The sequence below is a fragment of the Pantoea sp. LS15 genome (genome assembly GCF_012241585.1).
GTDB lineage: Bacteria > Pseudomonadota > Gammaproteobacteria > Enterobacterales > Enterobacteriaceae > Enterobacter.
Genome location: NZ_JAAVXA010000006.1, coordinates 159861 through 177940, shown reverse-complemented (window position 1 = coordinate 177940; position 18080 = coordinate 159861). Strand labels below are relative to the sequence as shown.

General features: G+C 53.5%; 20 protein-coding genes. 15 read left to right on the top strand and 5 right to left on the bottom strand.

Going from position 1 to position 18080, the window contains the following annotated elements; translation table 11 throughout:
* Positions 1–5: 5 nt before the first annotated feature.
* The 3 genes from HED65_RS11545 to HED65_RS11535 form a co-directional block, all read right to left on the bottom strand.
* The gene (locus HED65_RS11545) at positions 6–1421 is read right to left on the bottom strand and encodes a YlbE family protein (protein ID WP_028016783.1); all 1416 of its coding nucleotides are present in this window, start codon (positions 1419–1421) and stop codon (positions 6–8) included.
* Positions 1421–2962 (bottom strand): acyl-CoA synthetase FdrA, encoded by a 1542-nt coding sequence (gene fdrA / locus HED65_RS11540; protein ID WP_114978687.1) that lies wholly within the window; start codon positions 2960–2962, stop codon positions 1421–1423. The genes HED65_RS11545 and fdrA overlap by 1 nt, the downstream gene beginning before the upstream one ends.
* A gap of 105 nt (positions 2963–3067) precedes the next feature.
* Positions 3068–3673 carry an ankyrin repeat domain-containing protein gene (locus HED65_RS11535; protein ID WP_114978686.1) on the bottom strand — a complete coding sequence of 202 codons (606 nt, stop codon included), beginning with the start codon at positions 3671–3673 and terminating at the stop codon, positions 3068–3070.
* A 320-nt stretch (positions 3674–3993) separates the two neighbouring features.
* Between HED65_RS11535 and HED65_RS11530 the strand changes: the two genes are divergently transcribed.
* The 4 genes from HED65_RS11530 (at position 3994) to HED65_RS11515 (ending at position 6059) form a co-directional block, all read left to right on the top strand.
* Positions 3994–4932 carry a LysR substrate-binding domain-containing protein gene (locus HED65_RS11530; protein WP_114978685.1) on the top strand — a complete coding sequence of 313 codons (939 nt, stop codon included), beginning with the start codon at positions 3994–3996 and terminating at the stop codon, positions 4930–4932.
* A 37-nt stretch (positions 4933–4969) separates the two neighbouring features.
* Positions 4970–5269: an ArsR/SmtB family transcription factor gene (locus tag HED65_RS11525; protein WP_028016787.1), complete on the top strand. Its 300-nt coding sequence runs from the start codon at positions 4970–4972 to the stop codon at positions 5267–5269.
* A 9-nt stretch (positions 5270–5278) separates the two neighbouring features.
* Positions 5279–5800, top strand: a complete 522-nt coding sequence (locus HED65_RS11520; RefSeq protein ID WP_114978684.1) for a rhodanese family protein — start codon at positions 5279–5281, stop codon at positions 5798–5800.
* A gap of 79 nt (positions 5801–5879) precedes the next feature.
* A complete protein-coding gene (locus HED65_RS11515) occupies positions 5880–6059 on the top strand; it encodes a GDFGVC terminal motif YodC-like protein (protein ID WP_114978683.1) in 180 nt (59 codons plus the stop codon).
* 38 nt (positions 6060–6097) lie between these two features.
* Here the strand turns inward: HED65_RS11515 and stpA are convergent, their stop codons facing one another.
* Positions 6098–6502 (bottom strand): DNA-binding protein StpA, encoded by a 405-nt coding sequence (gene stpA / locus HED65_RS11510; protein ID WP_114978682.1) that lies wholly within the window; start codon positions 6500–6502, stop codon positions 6098–6100.
* Positions 6503–6996: 494 nt separating this feature from the next.
* Here stpA and alaE point away from each other — a divergent pair, with 494 nt between their 5' ends.
* Positions 6997–7446 carry an L-alanine exporter AlaE gene (gene alaE / locus HED65_RS11505; protein WP_114978681.1) on the top strand — a complete coding sequence of 150 codons (450 nt, stop codon included), beginning with the start codon at positions 6997–6999 and terminating at the stop codon, positions 7444–7446.
* 32 nt (positions 7447–7478) lie between these two features.
* On the opposite strand, the gene HED65_RS11500 is transcribed toward alaE, so the two are convergent.
* On the bottom strand, positions 7479–7823 hold the full coding sequence (locus HED65_RS11500) for a DUF2002 family protein (RefSeq protein ID WP_006811693.1): 345 nt from the start codon (positions 7821–7823) through the stop codon (positions 7479–7481).
* Between the two features lie 160 nt (positions 7824–7983).
* Here HED65_RS11500 and HED65_RS11495 point away from each other — a divergent pair, with 160 nt between their 5' ends.
* The 10 genes from HED65_RS11495 to mprA all read left to right on the top strand — a co-directional run bounded on the left by HED65_RS11495 (position 7984) and on the right by mprA (position 17996).
* Positions 7984–8310: an ElaB/YgaM/YqjD family protein gene (locus tag HED65_RS11495; RefSeq protein ID WP_114978680.1), complete on the top strand. Its 327-nt coding sequence runs from the start codon at positions 7984–7986 to the stop codon at positions 8308–8310.
* A gap of 191 nt (positions 8311–8501) precedes the next feature.
* On the top strand, positions 8502–8741 hold the full coding sequence (nrdH, locus tag HED65_RS11490) for a glutaredoxin-like protein NrdH (protein WP_114978679.1): 240 nt from the start codon (positions 8502–8504) through the stop codon (positions 8739–8741).
* The gene (gene nrdI / locus HED65_RS11485; RefSeq protein ID WP_114978678.1) at positions 8738–9148 is read left to right on the top strand and encodes a class Ib ribonucleoside-diphosphate reductase assembly flavoprotein NrdI; all 411 of its coding nucleotides are present in this window, start codon (positions 8738–8740) and stop codon (positions 9146–9148) included. Before nrdH ends, nrdI begins: the two co-directional genes overlap by 4 nt.
* Positions 9121–11265 (top strand): class 1b ribonucleoside-diphosphate reductase subunit alpha, encoded by a 2145-nt coding sequence (nrdE, locus tag HED65_RS11480; protein ID WP_114978677.1) that lies wholly within the window; start codon positions 9121–9123, stop codon positions 11263–11265. Before nrdI ends, nrdE begins: the two co-directional genes overlap by 28 nt.
* 9 nt (positions 11266–11274) lie before the next feature.
* Complete coding sequence (gene nrdF, locus HED65_RS11475) at positions 11275–12234, top strand: class 1b ribonucleoside-diphosphate reductase subunit beta (protein ID WP_114978676.1); 960 nt, start codon at positions 11275–11277, stop codon at positions 12232–12234.
* Positions 12235–12564: 330 nt separating this feature from the next.
* On the top strand, positions 12565–13767 hold the full coding sequence (gene proV / locus HED65_RS11470) for a glycine betaine/L-proline ABC transporter ATP-binding protein ProV (RefSeq protein WP_114978675.1): 1203 nt from the start codon (positions 12565–12567) through the stop codon (positions 13765–13767).
* Positions 13760–14824, top strand: a complete 1065-nt coding sequence (proW, locus tag HED65_RS11465; RefSeq protein ID WP_114978674.1) for a glycine betaine/L-proline ABC transporter permease ProW — start codon at positions 13760–13762, stop codon at positions 14822–14824. The genes proV and proW overlap by 8 nt, the downstream gene beginning before the upstream one ends.
* 9 nt (positions 14825–14833) lie before the next feature.
* Positions 14834–15829: a glycine betaine/L-proline ABC transporter substrate-binding protein ProX gene (proX, locus tag HED65_RS11460; protein WP_114978673.1), complete on the top strand. Its 996-nt coding sequence runs from the start codon at positions 14834–14836 to the stop codon at positions 15827–15829.
* 137 nt (positions 15830–15966) lie between these two features.
* On the top strand, positions 15967–17151 hold the full coding sequence (locus HED65_RS11455) for an MFS transporter (RefSeq protein ID WP_114978672.1): 1185 nt from the start codon (positions 15967–15969) through the stop codon (positions 17149–17151).
* Between the two features lie 314 nt (positions 17152–17465).
* Positions 17466–17996, top strand: coding sequence for a transcriptional repressor MprA (mprA, locus tag HED65_RS11450; RefSeq protein WP_028016801.1), 531 nt, complete (start codon positions 17466–17468; stop codon positions 17994–17996).
* Positions 17997–18080 lie beyond the last annotated feature (84 nt).

The following is an 18080-nucleotide window of genomic DNA, read 5'->3' as shown; positions in this document are numbered from 1 at the left end:
ATGCCTTATAAAAAGTAGCGATCGCGGAAGGTCAACAGCGCCTTTTCAAAACAGCTAAACGGCGGGTGAACGATGCCCGCCCCAATCATGCCGATACCGGCGTCCTTGTGGGCAATCGCGGTGTTGATCACCGGCAGAATGCCGCTGCCTGCCACTCTGGTGATGTCGATGGCAGTAGGAATGCCCATAAACGACAGCAGCGGAATGGTGACATTCGGGTTTTCACCAAGGGTGATTTCGCGCATCTGGCGAGAGAAGTCGATGGCTTCCTCCACCGTACCGCCCACCAGCGCCACAATCGCCGGGGCGGTTGCCATCGCAAAGCCGCCAATGCCGTAGGTTTCGGTGATGGCGCTGTCGCCGATATCCAGCCCGGAGTCTTCCGGTTTGTAGCCTGCGAACATCGGGCCAATGACCTGCTGCGCCGGGCCGGTAAACCATTGTCCGGGCAGGCCGGAAATACGCAGGCCGAATTCATAGCCGTTACGCGCCATGGTGGTCACTACAGTGCTGTATTCAATGCCGTGAGCGGCGTCCAGCGCGGCTTTACACATTGCCATCCACGTCGGGCCGGAGAAGTAGTCGCTGCTGGCAACAAACTCAAAGACCTCGCGCTGCTGTTCCACCGGGTAGCCCGCCTGGATCAGCCCCGGCGTCAGCGCCTGGATCAGCAGCGTGGTGCCCGCGTTGTTGCGGTTGTGGCACTCGTCGCCCATGTGCAGTGCCTGTGCCAGCATCAAGCGCAGATCAATTTCACCGATAATGTTCATGGCGTCGCGCAGCATCGGGCCGAGCACGTCGCGCATCCAATTCAGGCGGTCGATCACGCTCTGATCATTCGCGCCCATACGCAGGATTTTCGCCATCTGCTCGCTGAGGTTAGTGAACGCGCGGTTGCCGTAGGTTTTGTTTTCGACGATGTGCATAAACATCGATGCCGAAGTGACGCCTGCCATGGAGCCCACGCAGTCGTGCTCGTGGCATGGCGAGAAGGTGATTTCTCCGGAAGCCGCCACGCGCTCGGCGTCGCGGATATCTTTTGCCAGCCCTTCAAACACCAGCGCGCCGGTTACCGCCCCTTTCATCGCGCCACACATGTTTTCCCACGTCACCGGCGGACCGGCATGCAAAATAGTGGTGCGGGTCATGCCTGGTACGACGTTGATCGCCTGGTCGTAACCCACCAGCACCGGATGGGACTGAATAATGCGCTCGAGGGCGAGGGTGTTGGCCGCGGCAATTTTTTCCGCCAGTGGTTTACTCGCCAGCTGATCCAGCGCTTCCACCACCTGCATATTGCCCTGCCCCGGCGGCGTCCAGTCGAGTTGGGTGACGGGCACGTGCTGTTTTTTGAGGTCGTCACTGAACATCGCAATACCAACGTTAATCACGTTCAGCGGCTGGTTAAATAATGTCGTCATTATGCTTTCTCCCCTTTGCAGACAAATTCACGCGCCAGTAATCCGGTATTGGTGCTGCTGCTGGCCCAGATCACACCTGCATCGGTCAGAAGCTGGCACTGCTGCGCCAGCGACTGCGGATCCTGGTCAGTGCCCAGCACGTAACCCAGAATTTCCAGCGGTCGGTTGTCGGCTTTCGCCCTCGCCTTAGCCTCTTTAATGGCGTCGAGCATCACCCCGACCGGATCGTCGTGTGCGCCAAAGCCCAGCACGAAATCCATGACGATCACCCCCACCTCCGGATCGCGCGCTTCCTGCAACAGACGGCTGATGCGGTTAGTTGGGTCGATCATCGGGTGCGGTTTGCCGTTGGTGAAATCGTCGTCACCAAAGTCGAGGAAGGTATGGGCTTTACTGACGTTGATGTCGCTCAGGCGCTTTGTTGGATCCGGCTGAATGTTGCTGTAGACGTTGTCGAATTTCTCCAGCGCGGCAAACATGGCTTCATCGCACAACGTGCCGCCGCAGAACAGGCCGCGAATGTACTTCTGCTGTGGAGTCAGGCGGGCACGCACCTCTTCGATCAGCGGCCAGTTGAGCGGGTGCAGATCAAGTGACTCTTTTTTGATGCCGGTGAGCAGGACAGCTTTCAGGGCCGCTTCTTTAGTGCCACGGGCAAACTGCAGCCCGTCTTCATCGGCAGGGGGTTCATTGCGACCCAGGAAACAGACAACCACAGGCTTACGGCAGGCGCGCGCGCGGGCCAACACCTTTTCAGCGACCGCTGGCGCAGGCGGTTTGGAGATGAGTGCAATCACCTGCGTGGCGTCGTCCGCTTCCAGCATCTCAATGGCATCGAGCATCATCATGCCGCCGATTTTCTCGCTGAGATCGCGCCCGCCGGTGCCAATCAGTTGTGACACACCGCCGCCGAATTCGTGAATGCGCACGCTCAGCTCCTGGCTGCCGGTACCGGATGCACCGACAATACCGATCGGTCCGCGGCGCACCGCGTTGGCGAAGCACAACCCCGCACCGTTGATAATGGCGGTGCCACAGTCCGGTCCCATCATCAGCAGCCCTTTCTGGTGCGCCAGTTGCTTCAGCGCCAGCTCGTCGTCGAGTGATACGTTATCGGAAAACAACATCACGTTGAGATCGTTCTCCAGCGCCTGGCGCGCTTCGCGGGCGGCAAACGTACCATTGACTGAAATCACCGCCAGATTGCTATCCGGACGGTGCGTGCTGGCGCTGGCAATCGTGGCGTAACGTGCTTCATGGCTACCACTGCTCTCTTTGCGGGTGAATAACGCTTCGATTGCGGCCAGCGTTTCATCATTTGCCGCATCGCCTTTAATCACGATCATCAGGTCGCCGTTTTTGGCATCGGCTAATTCCGGCGTTAATAATCCGAGATTTTTTAAGACACCTTTATTCATCTCCGTCGCCATGGCCACAAAGGCCTGCTCAACACCCGGCAATTTATTGGCTTTGGTGGAAACGGACATTAATGAAACCGAATCGAAGTAGGTATTCTTTTTTATGACGATTTTTGTTGGCATTATTTTCTCCTGAAAGAGGATAAAAGGGGGCCGCCGTCGTGCGAAATGCACGCCGGTAAAATGCTTAATGTCAGGGTTGCCAGCCGGTAAGGCTGGCCGGATAGGTTACGCGCCCGCCGCCAGCAGCAGGTCAGCGATCGCGTTGAAGCCTTTTTCCCGCGCCAGTTCGAGCGGCGTTTTTCCGTATTTATCGGTCATATGCGGGTTCGCACCGTGATTCAGCAGCAGCTTCACAATTTCCTGCTGCTTCGCGCCGCCGTCGTTTAACACGATGGCTTCCAGAAGCGGTGTCCAGCCAACAAAGTTGGTGTGGTTAACGTTAATATCGGTTTTCTCCAGCAATTCGCGCACAATTTCCACGTGCCCTTTTTCGCTGGCGGGTGTAATGCCCACACCACCGAAACGCGTCAGACGGTCGAGATCCGGATTTGCCGGAAGGACGATGCGCAGCAGGGTTAAATCGTTTGTCAGGCAGCTAATCAGGAAGGGGTTAAAACAGGTCTGGTCTTGTTTATCAATATCCGCGCCGGCGGCAATTAATAACTCAACACACGCATAGTGTTTATTCAGGCTGGCAATAATAATGGCGGTTCTTTTCTGGCGGTTGGTGGCGTTAATATCCACCCCAGTTGCGAGACAATTTTTTAACCCTTCAATATCGCCCTGCTCTGCCGCCAGCAAAAATTCAGTAACCAGTTCATTTGCAGACATATTCAGACTCCCGATGATGTATTGCTGATGAACTGAGAATAGCAACAGGCTTTTCAGAAAAGAATCCGCTTAAAAATGATTCATCGACAGTCAATTCATTATTGAGTTAAATTCAACAATTCAACCAAAACGTGCGGCCGTGCAATCTTTTCCTTATGTTTTCGCGCTTTTTAACGCGTAAGGCTGCATTCTGCTTATGCCTGACAAAGCCTTGCTCTGCGCGACTTACAGCAAAAAGTCAGAACTGTGATCGGCTTCAAATGCATTGTAACAACGCTGTTAAAATATGTTCAAAACTGATGGCTCACAGGAGCAGTGATATGAATTCTATCTTTACCGAAGAGAACCTGCTGGCCTTTACCACCGCCGCACGCTTCGGCAGTTTCAGCAAGGCCGCAACCGAGCTGGGCGTCACCACCTCGGCCATCAGTTACACCATCAAGCGGATGGAGACCGGCTTAGACGTTGTGCTATTTGTACGCAACACGCGCAGCATTGAGCTGACCGAGTCCGGTTTTTACTTTTATCGCAAAGCCACTGATCTGCTGAATGATTTTTATGCCATCAAACGCGGGATAGACACCATTTCTCAGGGCATTGAAGCGCGAGTACGCATCTGTATCAATCAGCTTTTATACACCCCACGCCATACCGCGCGGCTGCTGCAGGTGCTGAAAAAGCAGTTTCCCACCTGCCAGATAACCGTGACGACCGAGGTGTATAACGGTGTCTGGGACTCCATCATCAATAACCAGGCCAATATTGCCATTGGCGCGCCGGACACACTGCTCGACGGCGGTGGCATTGATTACACCGAGATTGGCGCTATCCGCTGGGTATTCGCTATCGCGCCGGAACATCCGCTGGCCTTCGTCCCGGAACCAATAGCTGAGAGCCAGCTACGCCTGTACCCCAACATCATGGTGGAAGATACCGCCCATACCATTAACAAGAAGGTCGGCTGGCTATTACACGGGCAGGAGGCGATTCTGGTGCCGGATTTCAACACCAAATGTCAGTGTCAGATTCTGGGGGAAGGGATCGGGTTCTTACCCGAATATATGGCCCGCGAGGCGGTGGAAGAAGGGTTGTTGGTCACCCGACGCATTAATAATCCACGTCAGGACTCACGCATGCTGCTCGCCACTCAGCATGCGGCGACCGGCCAGGTTACACGCTGGATCAAACAACAATTTGGCCCTGCGGGGGTGCTGACCCACATCTATAGCGATCTCTTGTGGCGCGAAGCGATAAATTAGTTTAGCATTTACTTAATTAAGTAAATGCTAAACTATCATGACTGAACTCGAACAACTTCAGGCCAGCGCTGAGCAGGCCGCAGGACTCTTAAAAGCGATGAGCAACCCGCGTCGGTTGCTGATCCTCTGCACGCTGTGCGGTGCACCCGGCACCAGTGCGGGGGAACTGGCTCGTGCAACGGGACTTAGCCCCTCCGCCACGTCGCAACATCTGGCGCGTATGCGTGAAGAAGGTCTTATCGACAGCAGCCGCGAAGCGCAGCGCATTCTCTATTTCATTAAAAACGATGCTGTGCATCAGCTTATCAGCACCCTGAAAACCCTTTATTGCCCGTAAGGAGTCGCTATGTCACTTCCTCTTCTTTCACCGCAGCAGGCCAATGCACGCATTGCTGAAGGTGCAAAACTGATTGATATTCGTGATGCCGATGAGTATGCCCGCGAGCATATTCCGGCTGCACAGTGCGTACCGCTGGATACCTTACCCGGCGGGCTGACTACACAGGCGGGTGAAACCGTGATTTTTCACTGTCAGTCCGGTGCCCGGACGTCCGGGAATGCTGACCGCCTTGCACAGGCTGCTGCCCCCGCTCAGGCATTTGTCGTCGAGGGTGGCATTCAGGGCTGGAAGCAGGCCGGACTGCTGACTGTCGAGGACAAATCGCAGCCGCTCCCGCTGATGCGCCAGGTGCAAATTGCCGCCGGGCTGTTGATTCTCTGTGGTGTGGTGCTGGGCTATAGCGTTTCGAGCAGCTTTTTCCTGCTCAGCGGTTTTGTGGGAGCCGGGCTGCTGTTCGCAGGTCTGACAGGTTTTTGCGGTATGGCACGACTGCTGAAGGTGATGCCATGGAACCGACGTACCTCATAAGCAGTAATCCGTGGATTACACTGTACCCGGCAGCGCGCGTGGGCTAAGGTGAAGTTCGCTAAAACGATGAGGAGGTAATATGTTTTCTGTCGGTGATTATGTGCAACCGCGTAATGGCGGTCCGAAACTGAAAGTCATTGAAGTTGAGGGTGAAAGCATTGTGGCGGTACAGGCCAGCAATGAACAAGGCGAGAAATATACCCTGAAAGCCAGCGATCTGACTCTGTATGCCGAAGACGGTGATTTCGGCGTCTGCTGAACAGACAACCGGACGGAGTGATCCGTCCGGCTCATGGATTAGATCAGAAAATCATCCAGTGATTTACCGTTTGCCAGTGCACTGGCAATTGGCTTCGGTGTACGGCCCTGGCCAGTCCACGTTTTTTCTTCACCGTTCTGGTCAATAAAGCGATATTTTGCTTCACGCGCTTTACGTTTTTTCGCCGTCTTTCCTGCCTGCGCCAGATCTGAACCCAGCAGGTCAGTCGGTGAAATACCATCGGCTTTCATCAGTTCCAGCAGAGCGTTAATTTTTTCCTGCTGCTCAGTACGCTGCAACTCTAATTCCGCCAGCTCATTACGTTTCTCTTCAGCAACGACCCTGACCTTTTCCAGCATTTCCTCAAGAACGTCCAGGGATAATTCACGCGCCATGGCGCGCAGAGTTCGGATATTATTAAGATTCTGTAACGTCAAAGACATATTATTTGAAAACCTTTTCTTTGGGGTAAATAGAGAAATCACAGTCAGAATAATTCATTTCTGTCTAAATATCTACCCACAGGACTTTCCTGACAATAATGTAAATATTTTTAGATAACGTCATTAATAATATCCGATGCCGCGTACGGGATACGCCCGCCTGCATTCACATAATCAATACAAATGGTCAACCTTAAAACAAATCACAGCATATAACTCGACACAAGAAGTAACTGACTTCCCCATCTGAGATGTCAAAATCAACTATTTGATTTTTATATAAAAACAACCCACAGAGACAGAAAATACCGAACCGAACAAAAAACAATCAATTTTAGAGAATTTTGTGGACAAAACGCGATTAAATAAAAATTAATCACTAGTTGTTAGTTCAAACACAGAGATATACGCTATACACGTCAAACAAACCAACCTAAAGCACTAATCGCTGCGGGAAAATCGTTTTTATTGTGTTCTTCTCAAGGAGTTCAGACATGTTCTCACCGCAATCACGCCTTCGCCATGCGGTAGCGGATACTTTCGCGATGGTTGTCTACTGTTCTGTCGTGAACATGCTGATTGAAATATTCCTCTCCGGAATGACCTTCGAGCAGTCACTTTCATCTCGTCTGGTGGCAATTCCGGTTAACATTATTATTGCCTGGCCTTATGGATTATACCGCGATGCAGTCATGCGCCTTGCACGCCGTATCAGCCCCGCTGGCTGGGTCAAAAACCTGGCTGACGTTCTGGCGTATGTGACGTTTCAGTCCCCGGTTTACGTGGCTATTCTGCTGACAGTCGGTGCAGACTGGCACCAGATCGTCGCGGCGGTCAGTTCGAATATTGTGATTTCAATGCTGATGGGTGCGGTGTATGGCTATTTTCTCGACTACTGTCGCCGCCTGTTCAAGGTCAGCCAGTACAGTCAGGCTAAAGCGTAATGTGAGGCGACTGGCGCACGCCAGTCGCAGATTTACTGTACGTCGCCAAACAGTCCCTTCAAAAACCGCTCCAGTGCCATACGCGAACTGAAGCCATGCGGAATACCATAATGTTCATGCGTCTCGCCGCCTAAATAGAGCGGAAATTGCTGATAATGATCGCAGGTTTTAATATCCGAGGCTGGCTCAGCAAATGACAAACTTCTGTCTTTCAGTGTCGGGTGAATAATGAGCGCGGTACGTCCCATTCTGGCTTCACGATTAACGTAAACATAATTCTCACCACGGCGATATCCATACGCTTTTGATGTCACCTCATCCATGGTGAATCCCTCTTTTTCAAGAACGCGCGCCACCTCATCAGGTCGTAAATACATATCTTTTCCTCGTTATCTTTTCCTGCCCGGCAACCTTACAGTATTCAGCATTAGCAGGGCTTTCAGAATATTCCATAAACTGCCTGATAACGCGTGATGCACTTCAGATATTACATTTCTGAACTAAACTAAACGGGAACACAAAATTACGGAGGATCGTATGTTTAACAGACCGAACCGAAACGATATTAACGACGACGCTCAGGATATTCGTAATGATGTCAGCCAATTAGCTGACTCACTGGAAGAGGTACTGAAATCCTGGGGAACTGACGCGAAGGACGAAGCGGATGCCGCAAAACGTAAGGCTCAGTCTCTGCTCCGTGAAACCCGTGCGCGGATGAACGGCCGTTCACGTACGACTCAGGCGGCCTGTGATGCAGTCAGCTGTGCAAGCTCCTTTGTTCGTGAAAGACCGCTCTGTACGCTGGGTACAGTAGCCGCCGTCGGTATCTTTGTGGGTGCCTTGCTTAACCTGCGTAAGTAACCCCGCCTGAAAAACCCGCACAGCCTGCCCTGCCCCGTTGTGCTCATCATCGGGGCAAAACCAATCTAAATTTCCCATATCTTGTATGGTTGAAACTTAAGACAACTACATCTAGTATTCCTTTTAGCAAGACACACAGTCCTGACGCGTACATTCGCGCCGTGCTCTCATTTTAAATGGAAATACGAATCATGAGCATTATTATTTACACTCGTAACGATTGCGTTCAGTGCCATGCAACTAAACGTGCGATGGAAAGCCGCGGGGTGGCATTTGAGATGGTGAATATCGACCAGCAGCCAGAAGCAGCCGATATCCTGCGCGCGCAGGGTTTTCGCCAGCTCCCGGTGGTGGTTGCCGGAGAAACCAGTTGGTCAGGTTTCCGTCCGGATATGATCAACCGCCTCGCCGCTCAGGCCGTCAGGGCATGAGTGGGCTGGTCTTCTTCTCCAGCAGCTCGGAAAACACGCTCCGGTTTATCGAGCGCCTCGGGCTGCCTGCGACCCGCATTCCGCTGAACGAGCGGGAGCGGATCCAGGTAGAGGAACCTTACATACTGGTGGTGCCCAGCTATGGCGGCGGCGGTACGGCGGGGGCAGTTCCCCGCCAGGTGATCCGCTTTCTTAACGATCCCCATAACCGACAGCATATTCGCGGCGTGATCGCAGCGGGTAATCGCAATTTCGGCGACGCCTTTGGTCGCGCCGGGGATGTTATCTCTCAAAAATGCGGCGTGCCGTATCTCTATCGTTTCGAACTGATGGGGACACAGCAGGACGTAGAGAACGTGCGTAAAGGAGTGAAGGAATTTTGGCAACGACAACCGCAGAACGGGTAATTCAGGCGACACCGGATTACCACGCATTAAACGCGATGCTTAACCTCTATGACCGCGAGGGGCGCATCCAGTTTGGCAAAGACCATGAGGCAGTGGACGCCTTTTTCACCGCCCACGTCCGCCCCAATAGCGTAACGTTTGAAAGCCAGAATGCGCGGCTCGACTTTCTGGTCAATGAAGGCTATTACGAAGAACGCGTCCTCACCCGCTACGATCGCGCCTTTGTGGTGAGGTTGTTTGAACGCGCGCACGCCAGCGGTTTTCGTTTTCAGACCTTCCTCGGGGCGTGGAAGTATTACACCAGCTACACGCTGAAAACGTTCGACGGTAAACGCTATCTCGAAAGTTTTGAAGACCGCGTGGTGATGGTGGCGCTGACGCTGGCCCAGGGCGATGAAGCACTGGCTGAACGGCTGATGGCGGAGATCCTCTCCGGCCGCTTCCAGCCCGCCACGCCGACCTTCCTTAACTGTGGCAAAGCCCAGCGCGGCGAGCTGGTTTCCTGCTTCCTGCTGCGTATTGAAGACAATATGGAGTCGATTGGTCGCGCGGTGAATTCGGCGCTGCAACTTTCCAAACGTGGCGGCGGCGTGGCGTTTTTACTCTCTAACCTGCGTGAAGCCGGTGCGCCAATTAAGCGCATTGAAAACCAGTCCTCCGGCGTGATCCCGGTGATGAAAATGCTGGAAGATGCCTTCTCCTATGCCAACCAGCTTGGCGCACGCCAGGGGGCAGGCGCGGTGTATCTGCACGCGCACCATCCGGATATTCTGCGTTTTCTCGACACCAAACGCGAAAACGCCGATGAAAAAATCCGCATCAAAACGCTGTCGCTCGGTGTGGTGATCCCGGATATCACCTTTGCCCTCGCCAAAGAGAATGCCGACATGGCGCTGTTCTCACCTTACGATATTGAGCGTATCTACGGGAAAGCGTTCGGTGATGTCGCTATCAGTGCGCTGTATAACGACCTGGTGGCCGATGAGCGCATTCGTAAAACCTATATCAACGCCCGCGATTTCTTCCAGACGCTGGCGGAGATCCAGTTTGAGTCCGGCTATCCGTACATCATGTATGAAGACACGGTGAACCGCGCCAACCCGATTGCTGGCCGCATTAACATGAGCAACCTGTGCTCGGAGATTTTGCAGGTCAACAGCGCGTCGGCCTACGATGAAAACCTGGACTACGTGGATATCGGCAAAGATATCTCCTGCAATCTCGGGTCGCTGAATATTGCCCACACCATGGATTCCCCGGATTTTGGCCGCACGGTTGAAACCGCCATTCGCGGGCTGACGGCGGTGTCGGACATGAGCCACATCCGCAGCGTGCCTTCTGTTGAAGCGGGAAATACCGCGTCGCACGCCATCGGTCTTGGGCAGATGAACCTGCACGGTTATCTGGCACGGGAAGGCATCGCCTATGGCAGCCCGGAAGGGCTGGATTTCACCAACCTCTATTTTTACACCGTCACCTGGCATGCGCTGCATACCTCAATGATGCTGGCGCGCGAGCGCAACCAGCGCTTCGCTGGTTTTGAGCAGTCGCGCTACGCCAGTGGCGAGTATTTCAGCCAGTATCTGGAAGGCGACTGGCAGCCAAAAACCGGGAAAGTACTCCAGCTGTTTGACCGTTCCGGGATCACTCTGCCCACACGCGCGATGTGGCAACAACTGCGTGATGACGTAATGCGGTACGGCATCTACAACCAGAACATGCAGGCGGTGCCACCGACCGGCTCGATCTCTTATATCAACCATGCCACGTCGAGTATTCACCCGATTGTGTCGAAAATAGAGATCCGCAAAGAGGGCAAAACCGGGCGCGTCTATTACCCTGCTCCGTTTATGACCAACGACAATCTGGCGCTATACCAGGACGCCTATGAAATCGGGCCGGAAAAGATTATCGACACCTACGCCGAGGCAACAAAACACGTGGACCAGGGGCTGTCGCTGACGCTCTTCTTCCCGGATACCGCCACCACCCGCGATATCAACAAGGCACAGATCTATGCCTGGAAGAAAGGCATCAAGACGCTGTACTACATTCGCCTGCGTCAGCTTGCGCTGGAAGGCACCGAAATCGAAGGCTGCGTATCCTGCGCGCTGTAAGGAGAAAGGATGAAACTATCACGCGTGAGTGCCGTTAACTGGAATAAAATTCAGGACGATAAAGATCTGGAGGTGTGGAACCGGCTCACCAGCAACTTCTGGCTGCCGGAAAAGGTGCCGCTCTCCAACGATATCCCGGCCTGGCAAACACTGAACCACGCCGAACAGCAGCTGACAATCCGCGTCTTTACCGGACTCACGTTGCTGGACACCATCCAGAACACCGTGGGCGCGCCTGCGCTGATGGCCGACGCGCTGACGCCACATGAAGAGGCGGTGATGTCGAACATCAGCTTTATGGAGGCGGTGCATGCTCGCTCCTACAGCTCGATTTTCTCCACGCTGTGCCAGACCAAAGATGTGGATGCGGCATACACCTGGAGCGAAGAGAGCGAGTCATTACAACGCAAGGCGAATCTGGTGCTGGCGTATTATCAGGCTGATGAGCCGCTGAAGAAGAAGATCGCCAGTGTGTTTCTGGAATCTTTTCTTTTCTATTCCGGCTTCTGGCTGCCGATGTACTGGTCCAGCCGGGGCAAGCTGACCAACACCGCTGATTTGATTCGCCTGATCATTCGCGATGAAGCGGTACATGGGTATTACATTGGCTATAAGTACCAGAAAGGACTGGAGAAAGTCAGCGAGCAAAAGCGCGAGGAACTCAAAGGCTTCGCGCTCGATTTACTGATGGATTTGTACGATAACGAGCTGAGCTATACCGAGGAACTGTATGCCGGAACCGGCTGGGAGGAAGACGTGAAAGCGTTCCTCTGCTACAACGCCAACAAAGCGCTGATGAATCTTGGTTACGACGCATTATTCCCGCCAGAGATGGCGGAAGTGAACCCGGCGATCCTGGCCGCGCTGTCACCCAATGCTGACGAAAACCACGATTTCTTTTCCGGATCGGGCTCCTCGTATGTAATGGGTAAAGCAGTAGAGACCGAAGATGAGGACTGGGATTTTTAATCACCACTAACGTTCGTTAATTTAATATAAACAGACATTTTTCTCCCCAGTATTTGCATAGCAACTACACTGTAATGTCCATGTCATATTCGCCTGAACAGGTCCAGTTCAGGCGAAATTCCCCGATGCTGCAACAAAAAGTTAAGAAAAACTCAAATCACGCTCAGCCCTTTGCTCATGGGAAATTCAGCCATTTCGCTTGCAGCAAAATTCATGCCATAAGCAAACCCAGGGTTGTCTCAGATTCTCAGTATGTTAGGGTTATGCCAGTTAACTATTTACCATGGTAATCATATCGACATAAACAAATAACAGGACACTCTCTATTGCATGGCAATTAAATTAGAAGTGAAAAATCTTTATAAAGTATTTGGCGAGCATCCACAGCGTGCTTTCAAATATATCGAAAAAGGACTTTCGAAAGAGCAAATTCTGGAAAAAACAGGGCTATCGCTTGGCGTTAAAGACGCCAGTCTGGCCATTGAAGAAGGCGAGATTTTCGTCATCATGGGGTTATCCGGCTCGGGTAAATCCACTATGGTTCGCCTTCTCAATCGCCTGATTGAACCCACCCGCGGACAGGTGCTGATTGACGGCGTAGATATCGCCAGAATATCAGACGCTGAGCTTCGCGAGGTGCGCAGAAAGAAGATTGCGATGGTATTCCAGTCCTTCGCGCTGATGCCACATATGACGGTACTGGATAATACCGCCTTTGGCATGGAACTGGCGGGTGTAACCGCCCATGAACGCCAGGAAAAAGCCCTTGATGCACTGCGTCAGGTAGGGCTGGAAAATTATGCTCATGCGTACCCGGATGAACTCTCCGGCGGTATGCGTCAGCGCGTGGGATTAGCCCGCGCATTAGCCATTAATCCAGACATATTATTAATGGATGAAGCCTTCTCAGCGCTCGATCCGTTAATTCGCACCGAGATGCAGGATGAGCTGGTAAAATTACAGGCCAAACATCAACGTACAATCGTCTTTATTTCCCACGATCTCGATGAAGCGATGCGTATTGGCGATCGTATTGCCATTATGCAAAATGGCGAAGTCGTACAGGTCGGCACGCCGGATGAAATTCTTAATAATCCGGCGAATGATTATGTGCGAACCTTCTTCCGCGGCGTGGATATTAGCCAGGTCTTTAGCGCCAAAGATATTGCCCGTCGTACACCGAATGGCATTATCCGTAAAACACCTGGATTCGGCCCACGCTCCGCACTGAAGCTGTTGCAGGATGAAGACCGGGAATACGGTTATCTGGTTGAACGCGGCAATAAATTTATCGGCGTTGTGTCCATCGACTCCCTGAAAACAGCCCTGAGCGAAAACCAGGGAATTGATGCGGCGTTAATCGACACTCCGCTTGCCGTCGATGCCGAAACACCACTCAGCGAGTTGCTCTCTCACGTCGGCCAGGCACCGTGTGCCGTGCCGGTTATTGGTGAAGAACAACAGTACGTCGGCATCATCTCAAAACGCATGTTGCTGCAGGCTTTAGATCGCGAGGGGGCAAACAATGGCTGATCAATCAAACCCGTGGGGCACCACTGAAGCAGCAGACAGCGCTGCACAATCTGCCGATGCGTGGGGTTCCACACCAGCACCTGCTGATGGTGGCGGCGCGGCAGACTGGCTCAATAGCGCGCCGGCACCGGCGCCAGAACACTTCAACATCATGGACCCGTTCCACAAGACGCTGATCCCGCTGGATAGCTGGGTGACGGAAGGGATCGACTGGGTGGTCACCCATTTCCGTCCGGTCTTCCAGGGGATCCGCGTCCCGATAGATTACATTCTCAACGGCTTCCAGCAGTTGATGCTGGGTATGCCCGCGCCGGTGGCGATTGTGCTGTTTTCCCTGATAGCCTGGCAGTTTGGTAGTGCTGGTATGGGGATCGCCACGCTGATCTCGTTGATTGCGATTGGCGCGATCGGTGCGTGGTCGCAGGCGATGATCACCCTGGCACTGGTGCTGACCGCCCTGCTCTTCTGTATTGTCATCGGTTTGCCGATGGGGATCTGGCTGGCGCGCAGTCCACGGGCGGCAAAGATCATTCGTCCACTGCTGGATGCGATGCAGACAACACCTGCGTTCGTCTACCTGGTGCCTATCGTGATGCTGTTCGGCATCGGTAACGTACCGGGCGTGGTGGTGACGATTATCTTCGCCCTGCCGCCGATTATTCGTCTGACCATTCTGGGGATTAATCAGGTTCCTGCCGACCTTATCGAAGCGTCACGCTCTTTCGGCGCCAGCCCGCGTCAGATGCTGTTTAAAGTACAGCTCCCGCTGGCGATGCCGACCATCATGGCGGGCGTAAACCAGACGCTGATGCTGGCCCTGTCGATGGTAGTGATCGCCTCAATGATCGCCGTTGGCGGTCTGGGGCAGATGGTCCTGCGCGGTATTGGCCGTCTCGATATGGGGCTGGCAACTGTCGGCGGTGTCGGGATTGTGATCCTCGCCATTATTCTTGACCGCCTGACGCAGGCTGTCGGTCGTGATTCACGCAGTCGCGGCAACCGTCGCTGGTATACCACCGGCCCCATCGGGTTACTCACCCGCCCATTCATAAAATAAGGAACAACGATGCGACATAGCGTACTTTTTGCCACAGCGTTTGCCACCCTTGTCTCCACCGGCACCTATGCGGCCGACCTGCCGGGCAAAGGCATTACCGTGCAACCGGTTCAGAGCACCATTTCGGAAGAGTCCTTCCAGACCCAGATTGTCAGCCGTGCGCTGGAGAAACTGGGCTATACGGTGAATACCGCCAGCGAAGTGGATTACAACGTTGGCTACACCTCGATCGCCTCCGGCGATGCCACCTTTACCGCCGTCAACTGGCAGCCACTGCATGACGATATGTATGCCGCCGCCGGGGGTGACAAGAAATTTTACCGCGAGGGCACCTTCGTGACCGGTGCGGCACAGGGTTATCTGATCGACAAGAAAACCGCCGATAAGTATCACATCACCAACATTGAACAGCTGAAAGATCCGAAGATCGCCAAACTGTTCGACACCAACGGTGACGGCAAAGCCGACATGATGGGCTGCTCACCGGGCTGGGGTTGTGAAGCGGTCATTAACCACCAGAACAAAGCCTATGATCTGGCAAAAACGGTCGATGTGAGCCACGGTAACTACTCGGCGATGATGGCCGACACTATTGCCCGTTTCAAAGAGGGTAAGCCGGTTATCTACTACACCTGGACCCCGTACTGGGTCAGTGACGTGCTGAAACCGGGTAAAGACGTGGTGTGGCTGCAGGTACCGTTCTCCTCCCTGCCGGGTGAGCAGAAAGATATCGACACTAAACTGCCGAACGGCATGAACTACGGCTTCCCGGTGAACACCATGCATATCGTTGCCAACAAAGCCTGGGCGGAGAAAAACCCGGCGGCAGCGAAGCTGTTCGCAGTGATGAAACTGCCGCTGGCCGACATCAACGCCCAGAATGCCATGATGCATGCAGGTAAATCGTCAGAGGCTGATATCAAAGGTCATGTGGACGGCTGGATCAAAGCCCACCAGCAGCAGTTCGACGGCTGGGTGAAAGAGGCGCTTGAGGCGCAGAAGTAATATTCCGAATTCCCTCTCCACCCGGAGAGGGAACCTAAACCGCACAATACAACACCCAACACTCCCCCAACTTTCACAATCATTGGGTATGATGGTTTCCGGAAAAATAATCACTCAACTAATGATTCCTGAAACCAATGACCAAAACAACTCAAGGGCTTAGCCCCGCACTCATCCTTTTAATGTCCGTGGCAACGGGTCTGGCTGTCGCCAGCAACTATTACGCACAACCTCTGCTTGATACCATCGCCCGTGCGTTCAATCTCTCTGCCAGCTCCGCAGGCTTTATCGTCACCGCTGCACAGCTCGGCTATGCCGCCGGGCTGCTATTCCTGGTACCGCTGGGGGATATGTTTGAGCGCCGGATGTTGATTGTCTCCATGACCCTGCTGGCCGCCGGTGGGATGCTAATCACCGCCAGTAGCCAGTCATTAACAATGATGATTATCGGCACCGCACTTACGGGGCTGTTTTCTGTCGTGGCACAAATTCTGGTCCCGCTCGCTGCTACTCTCGCCTCCCCCGAAAAGCGTGGCAAAGTGGTGGGCACCATCATGAGTGGCTTGCTGCTGGGGATTTTACTGGCACGTACCGTTGCAGGGTTGCTGGCAAGCCTCGGTGGCTGGCGCACTGTTTACTGGGTGGCGAGCGTATTAATGGTCGTGATGGCGCTGGCGCTGTGGCGCGGTCTGCCGAAGGTGAAGCAGGAGAACCACCTGAATTATCCGCAGCTTCTGGCCTCTGTTTTCAGTCTGTTTACGCAGGATAAACTCCTGCGCACTCGCGCCCTGCTGGGATGTTTCACCTTCGCCAATTTCAGTATTTTGTGGACGTCGATGGCCTTTCTGCTGGCCGCGCCACCGTTTAACTATTCTGAAGCGACGATTGGTCTGTTCGGTCTGGCTGGTGCCGCTGGCGCTCTGGGTGCGCGTCCCGCTGGCGGGCTCGCCGATAAGGGCAAATCCCATCTGACCACCTCCGCAGGACTGATTTTACTTCTGCTCTCCTGGGCGGCGATTTGGTATGGACACGTCTCGGTACTGGCGCTGATCGTCGGTATTCTGGTACTCGACCTCACCGTGCAGGGCGTTCACATCACCAATCAGACTGTGATTTATCGCGTTAAACCAGAGGCACGTAACCGCCTCACCGCCGGATACATGACCAGCTACTTTATTGGTGGCGCAGCAGGTTCATTAATTTCAGCCTCGGCATGGCAGCATGCAGGTTGGTCAGGCGTATGTGGAATTGGGGCAATCGTCGCCACGCTCAACCTGCTTGTATGGTGGCGCGGTTACCATCGTCAGGAAGCGATTAACTAAGTTTTACATTGCGTTGGGCCTCTTAGGGTGTAAAGAGGCCCTTCAGTCTGTTAATGTAAACGTAATCATTTATCCCAGAAATTTTAATGTGGGTGACATATTTACAATCGGCATGAATAGTTCAGACCCCCGTCCTCACATCCTCTCTTCAGCGGGTTCACACCCTACGCTTTCTGTGCTCACCGGGTCACGGACTTACCCGGCGCTTTCTGATGGTGACATAAATTTGGCGGATATAACCGCACAAATAATTCATTTACATTATTTGTCACTATCGTTACTATATCGGCTGTAATTAATGAGGTTATGCCCAAATGGATAGTTCGTTTACGCCCATTGAACAAATGCTTAAATTCCGCGCCAGTCGCCATGAGGACTTCCCGTATCAGGAAATCCTGCTGACTCGCCTGTGCATGCACATGCAGGGTAAGCTACTGGAAAACCGTAATAAAATGCTGAAAGCTCAAGGGATTAACGAGACGTTGTTTATGGCGTTGATTACGCTGGAGTCTCAGGAAAACCACAGTATTCAGCCTTCCGAGTTGAGCTGCGCACTGGGTTCCTCCCGTACCAATGCGACCCGTATTGCTGATGAGCTGGAAAAACGCGGCTGGATTGAGCGCCGTGAAAGCGACAACGATCGCCGCTGCCTGCATCTGCAACTGACCGATAAAGGTCACCAGTTCCTGCAAGAGGTGCTGCCACCTCAGCACAATTGCCTGCATAAACTCTGGTCTGCCCTCAGCACCACCGAGCGTGACCAGCTTGAGCACATCACTCGCAAGCTGCTCACCCGTCTGGACCAGATGGATGAAGACGGCGCTATTCTTGAGGCGCTGCGCTAACGCGACGACACGCTCGAACATCCAGATTTAAAAAAGAAAACTGACAGGCCAGCACGTCACACTGCTGGCCTTTCTGACAACAGG

Coding starts and splice junctions, on each gene's coding strand:
- proV (WP_114978675.1), top strand. CDS start 12,565: ATGGCAATTAAATTAGAAGTGAAAAATCTTTATAAAGTATTTGGCGAG.
- HED65_RS11500 (WP_006811693.1), bottom strand. CDS start 7,823: ATGTATTTACGACCTGATGAGGTGGCGCGCGTTCTTGAAAAAGAGGGA.
- nrdI (WP_114978678.1), top strand. CDS start 8,738: ATGAGTGGGCTGGTCTTCTTCTCCAGCAGCTCGGAAAACACGCTCCGG.
- HED65_RS11545 (WP_028016783.1), bottom strand. CDS start 1,421: ATGACGACATTATTTAACCAGCCGCTGAACGTGATTAACGTTGGTATT.
- alaE (WP_114978681.1), top strand. CDS start 6,997: ATGTTCTCACCGCAATCACGCCTTCGCCATGCGGTAGCGGATACTTTC.
- HED65_RS11530 (WP_114978685.1), top strand. CDS start 3,994: ATGAATTCTATCTTTACCGAAGAGAACCTGCTGGCCTTTACCACCGCC.
- HED65_RS11535 (WP_114978686.1), bottom strand. CDS start 3,673: ATGTCTGCAAATGAACTGGTTACTGAATTTTTGCTGGCGGCAGAGCAG.
- HED65_RS11515 (WP_114978683.1), top strand. CDS start 5,880: ATGTTTTCTGTCGGTGATTATGTGCAACCGCGTAATGGCGGTCCGAAA.
- HED65_RS11520 (WP_114978684.1), top strand. CDS start 5,279: ATGTCACTTCCTCTTCTTTCACCGCAGCAGGCCAATGCACGCATTGCT.
- HED65_RS11495 (WP_114978680.1), top strand. CDS start 7,984: ATGTTTAACAGACCGAACCGAAACGATATTAACGACGACGCTCAGGAT.
- nrdH (WP_114978679.1), top strand. CDS start 8,502: ATGAGCATTATTATTTACACTCGTAACGATTGCGTTCAGTGCCATGCA.
- HED65_RS11525 (WP_028016787.1), top strand. CDS start 4,970: ATGACTGAACTCGAACAACTTCAGGCCAGCGCTGAGCAGGCCGCAGGA.
- nrdF (WP_114978676.1), top strand. CDS start 11,275: ATGAAACTATCACGCGTGAGTGCCGTTAACTGGAATAAAATTCAGGAC.
- stpA (WP_114978682.1), bottom strand. CDS start 6,502: ATGTCTTTGACGTTACAGAATCTTAATAATATCCGAACTCTGCGCGCC.
- proW (WP_114978674.1), top strand. CDS start 13,760: ATGGCTGATCAATCAAACCCGTGGGGCACCACTGAAGCAGCAGACAGC.
- HED65_RS11455 (WP_114978672.1), top strand. CDS start 15,967: ATGACCAAAACAACTCAAGGGCTTAGCCCCGCACTCATCCTTTTAATG.
- proX (WP_114978673.1), top strand. CDS start 14,834: ATGCGACATAGCGTACTTTTTGCCACAGCGTTTGCCACCCTTGTCTCC.
- mprA (WP_028016801.1), top strand. CDS start 17,466: ATGGATAGTTCGTTTACGCCCATTGAACAAATGCTTAAATTCCGCGCC.
- fdrA (WP_114978687.1), bottom strand. CDS start 2,962: ATGCCAACAAAAATCGTCATAAAAAAGAATACCTACTTCGATTCGGTT.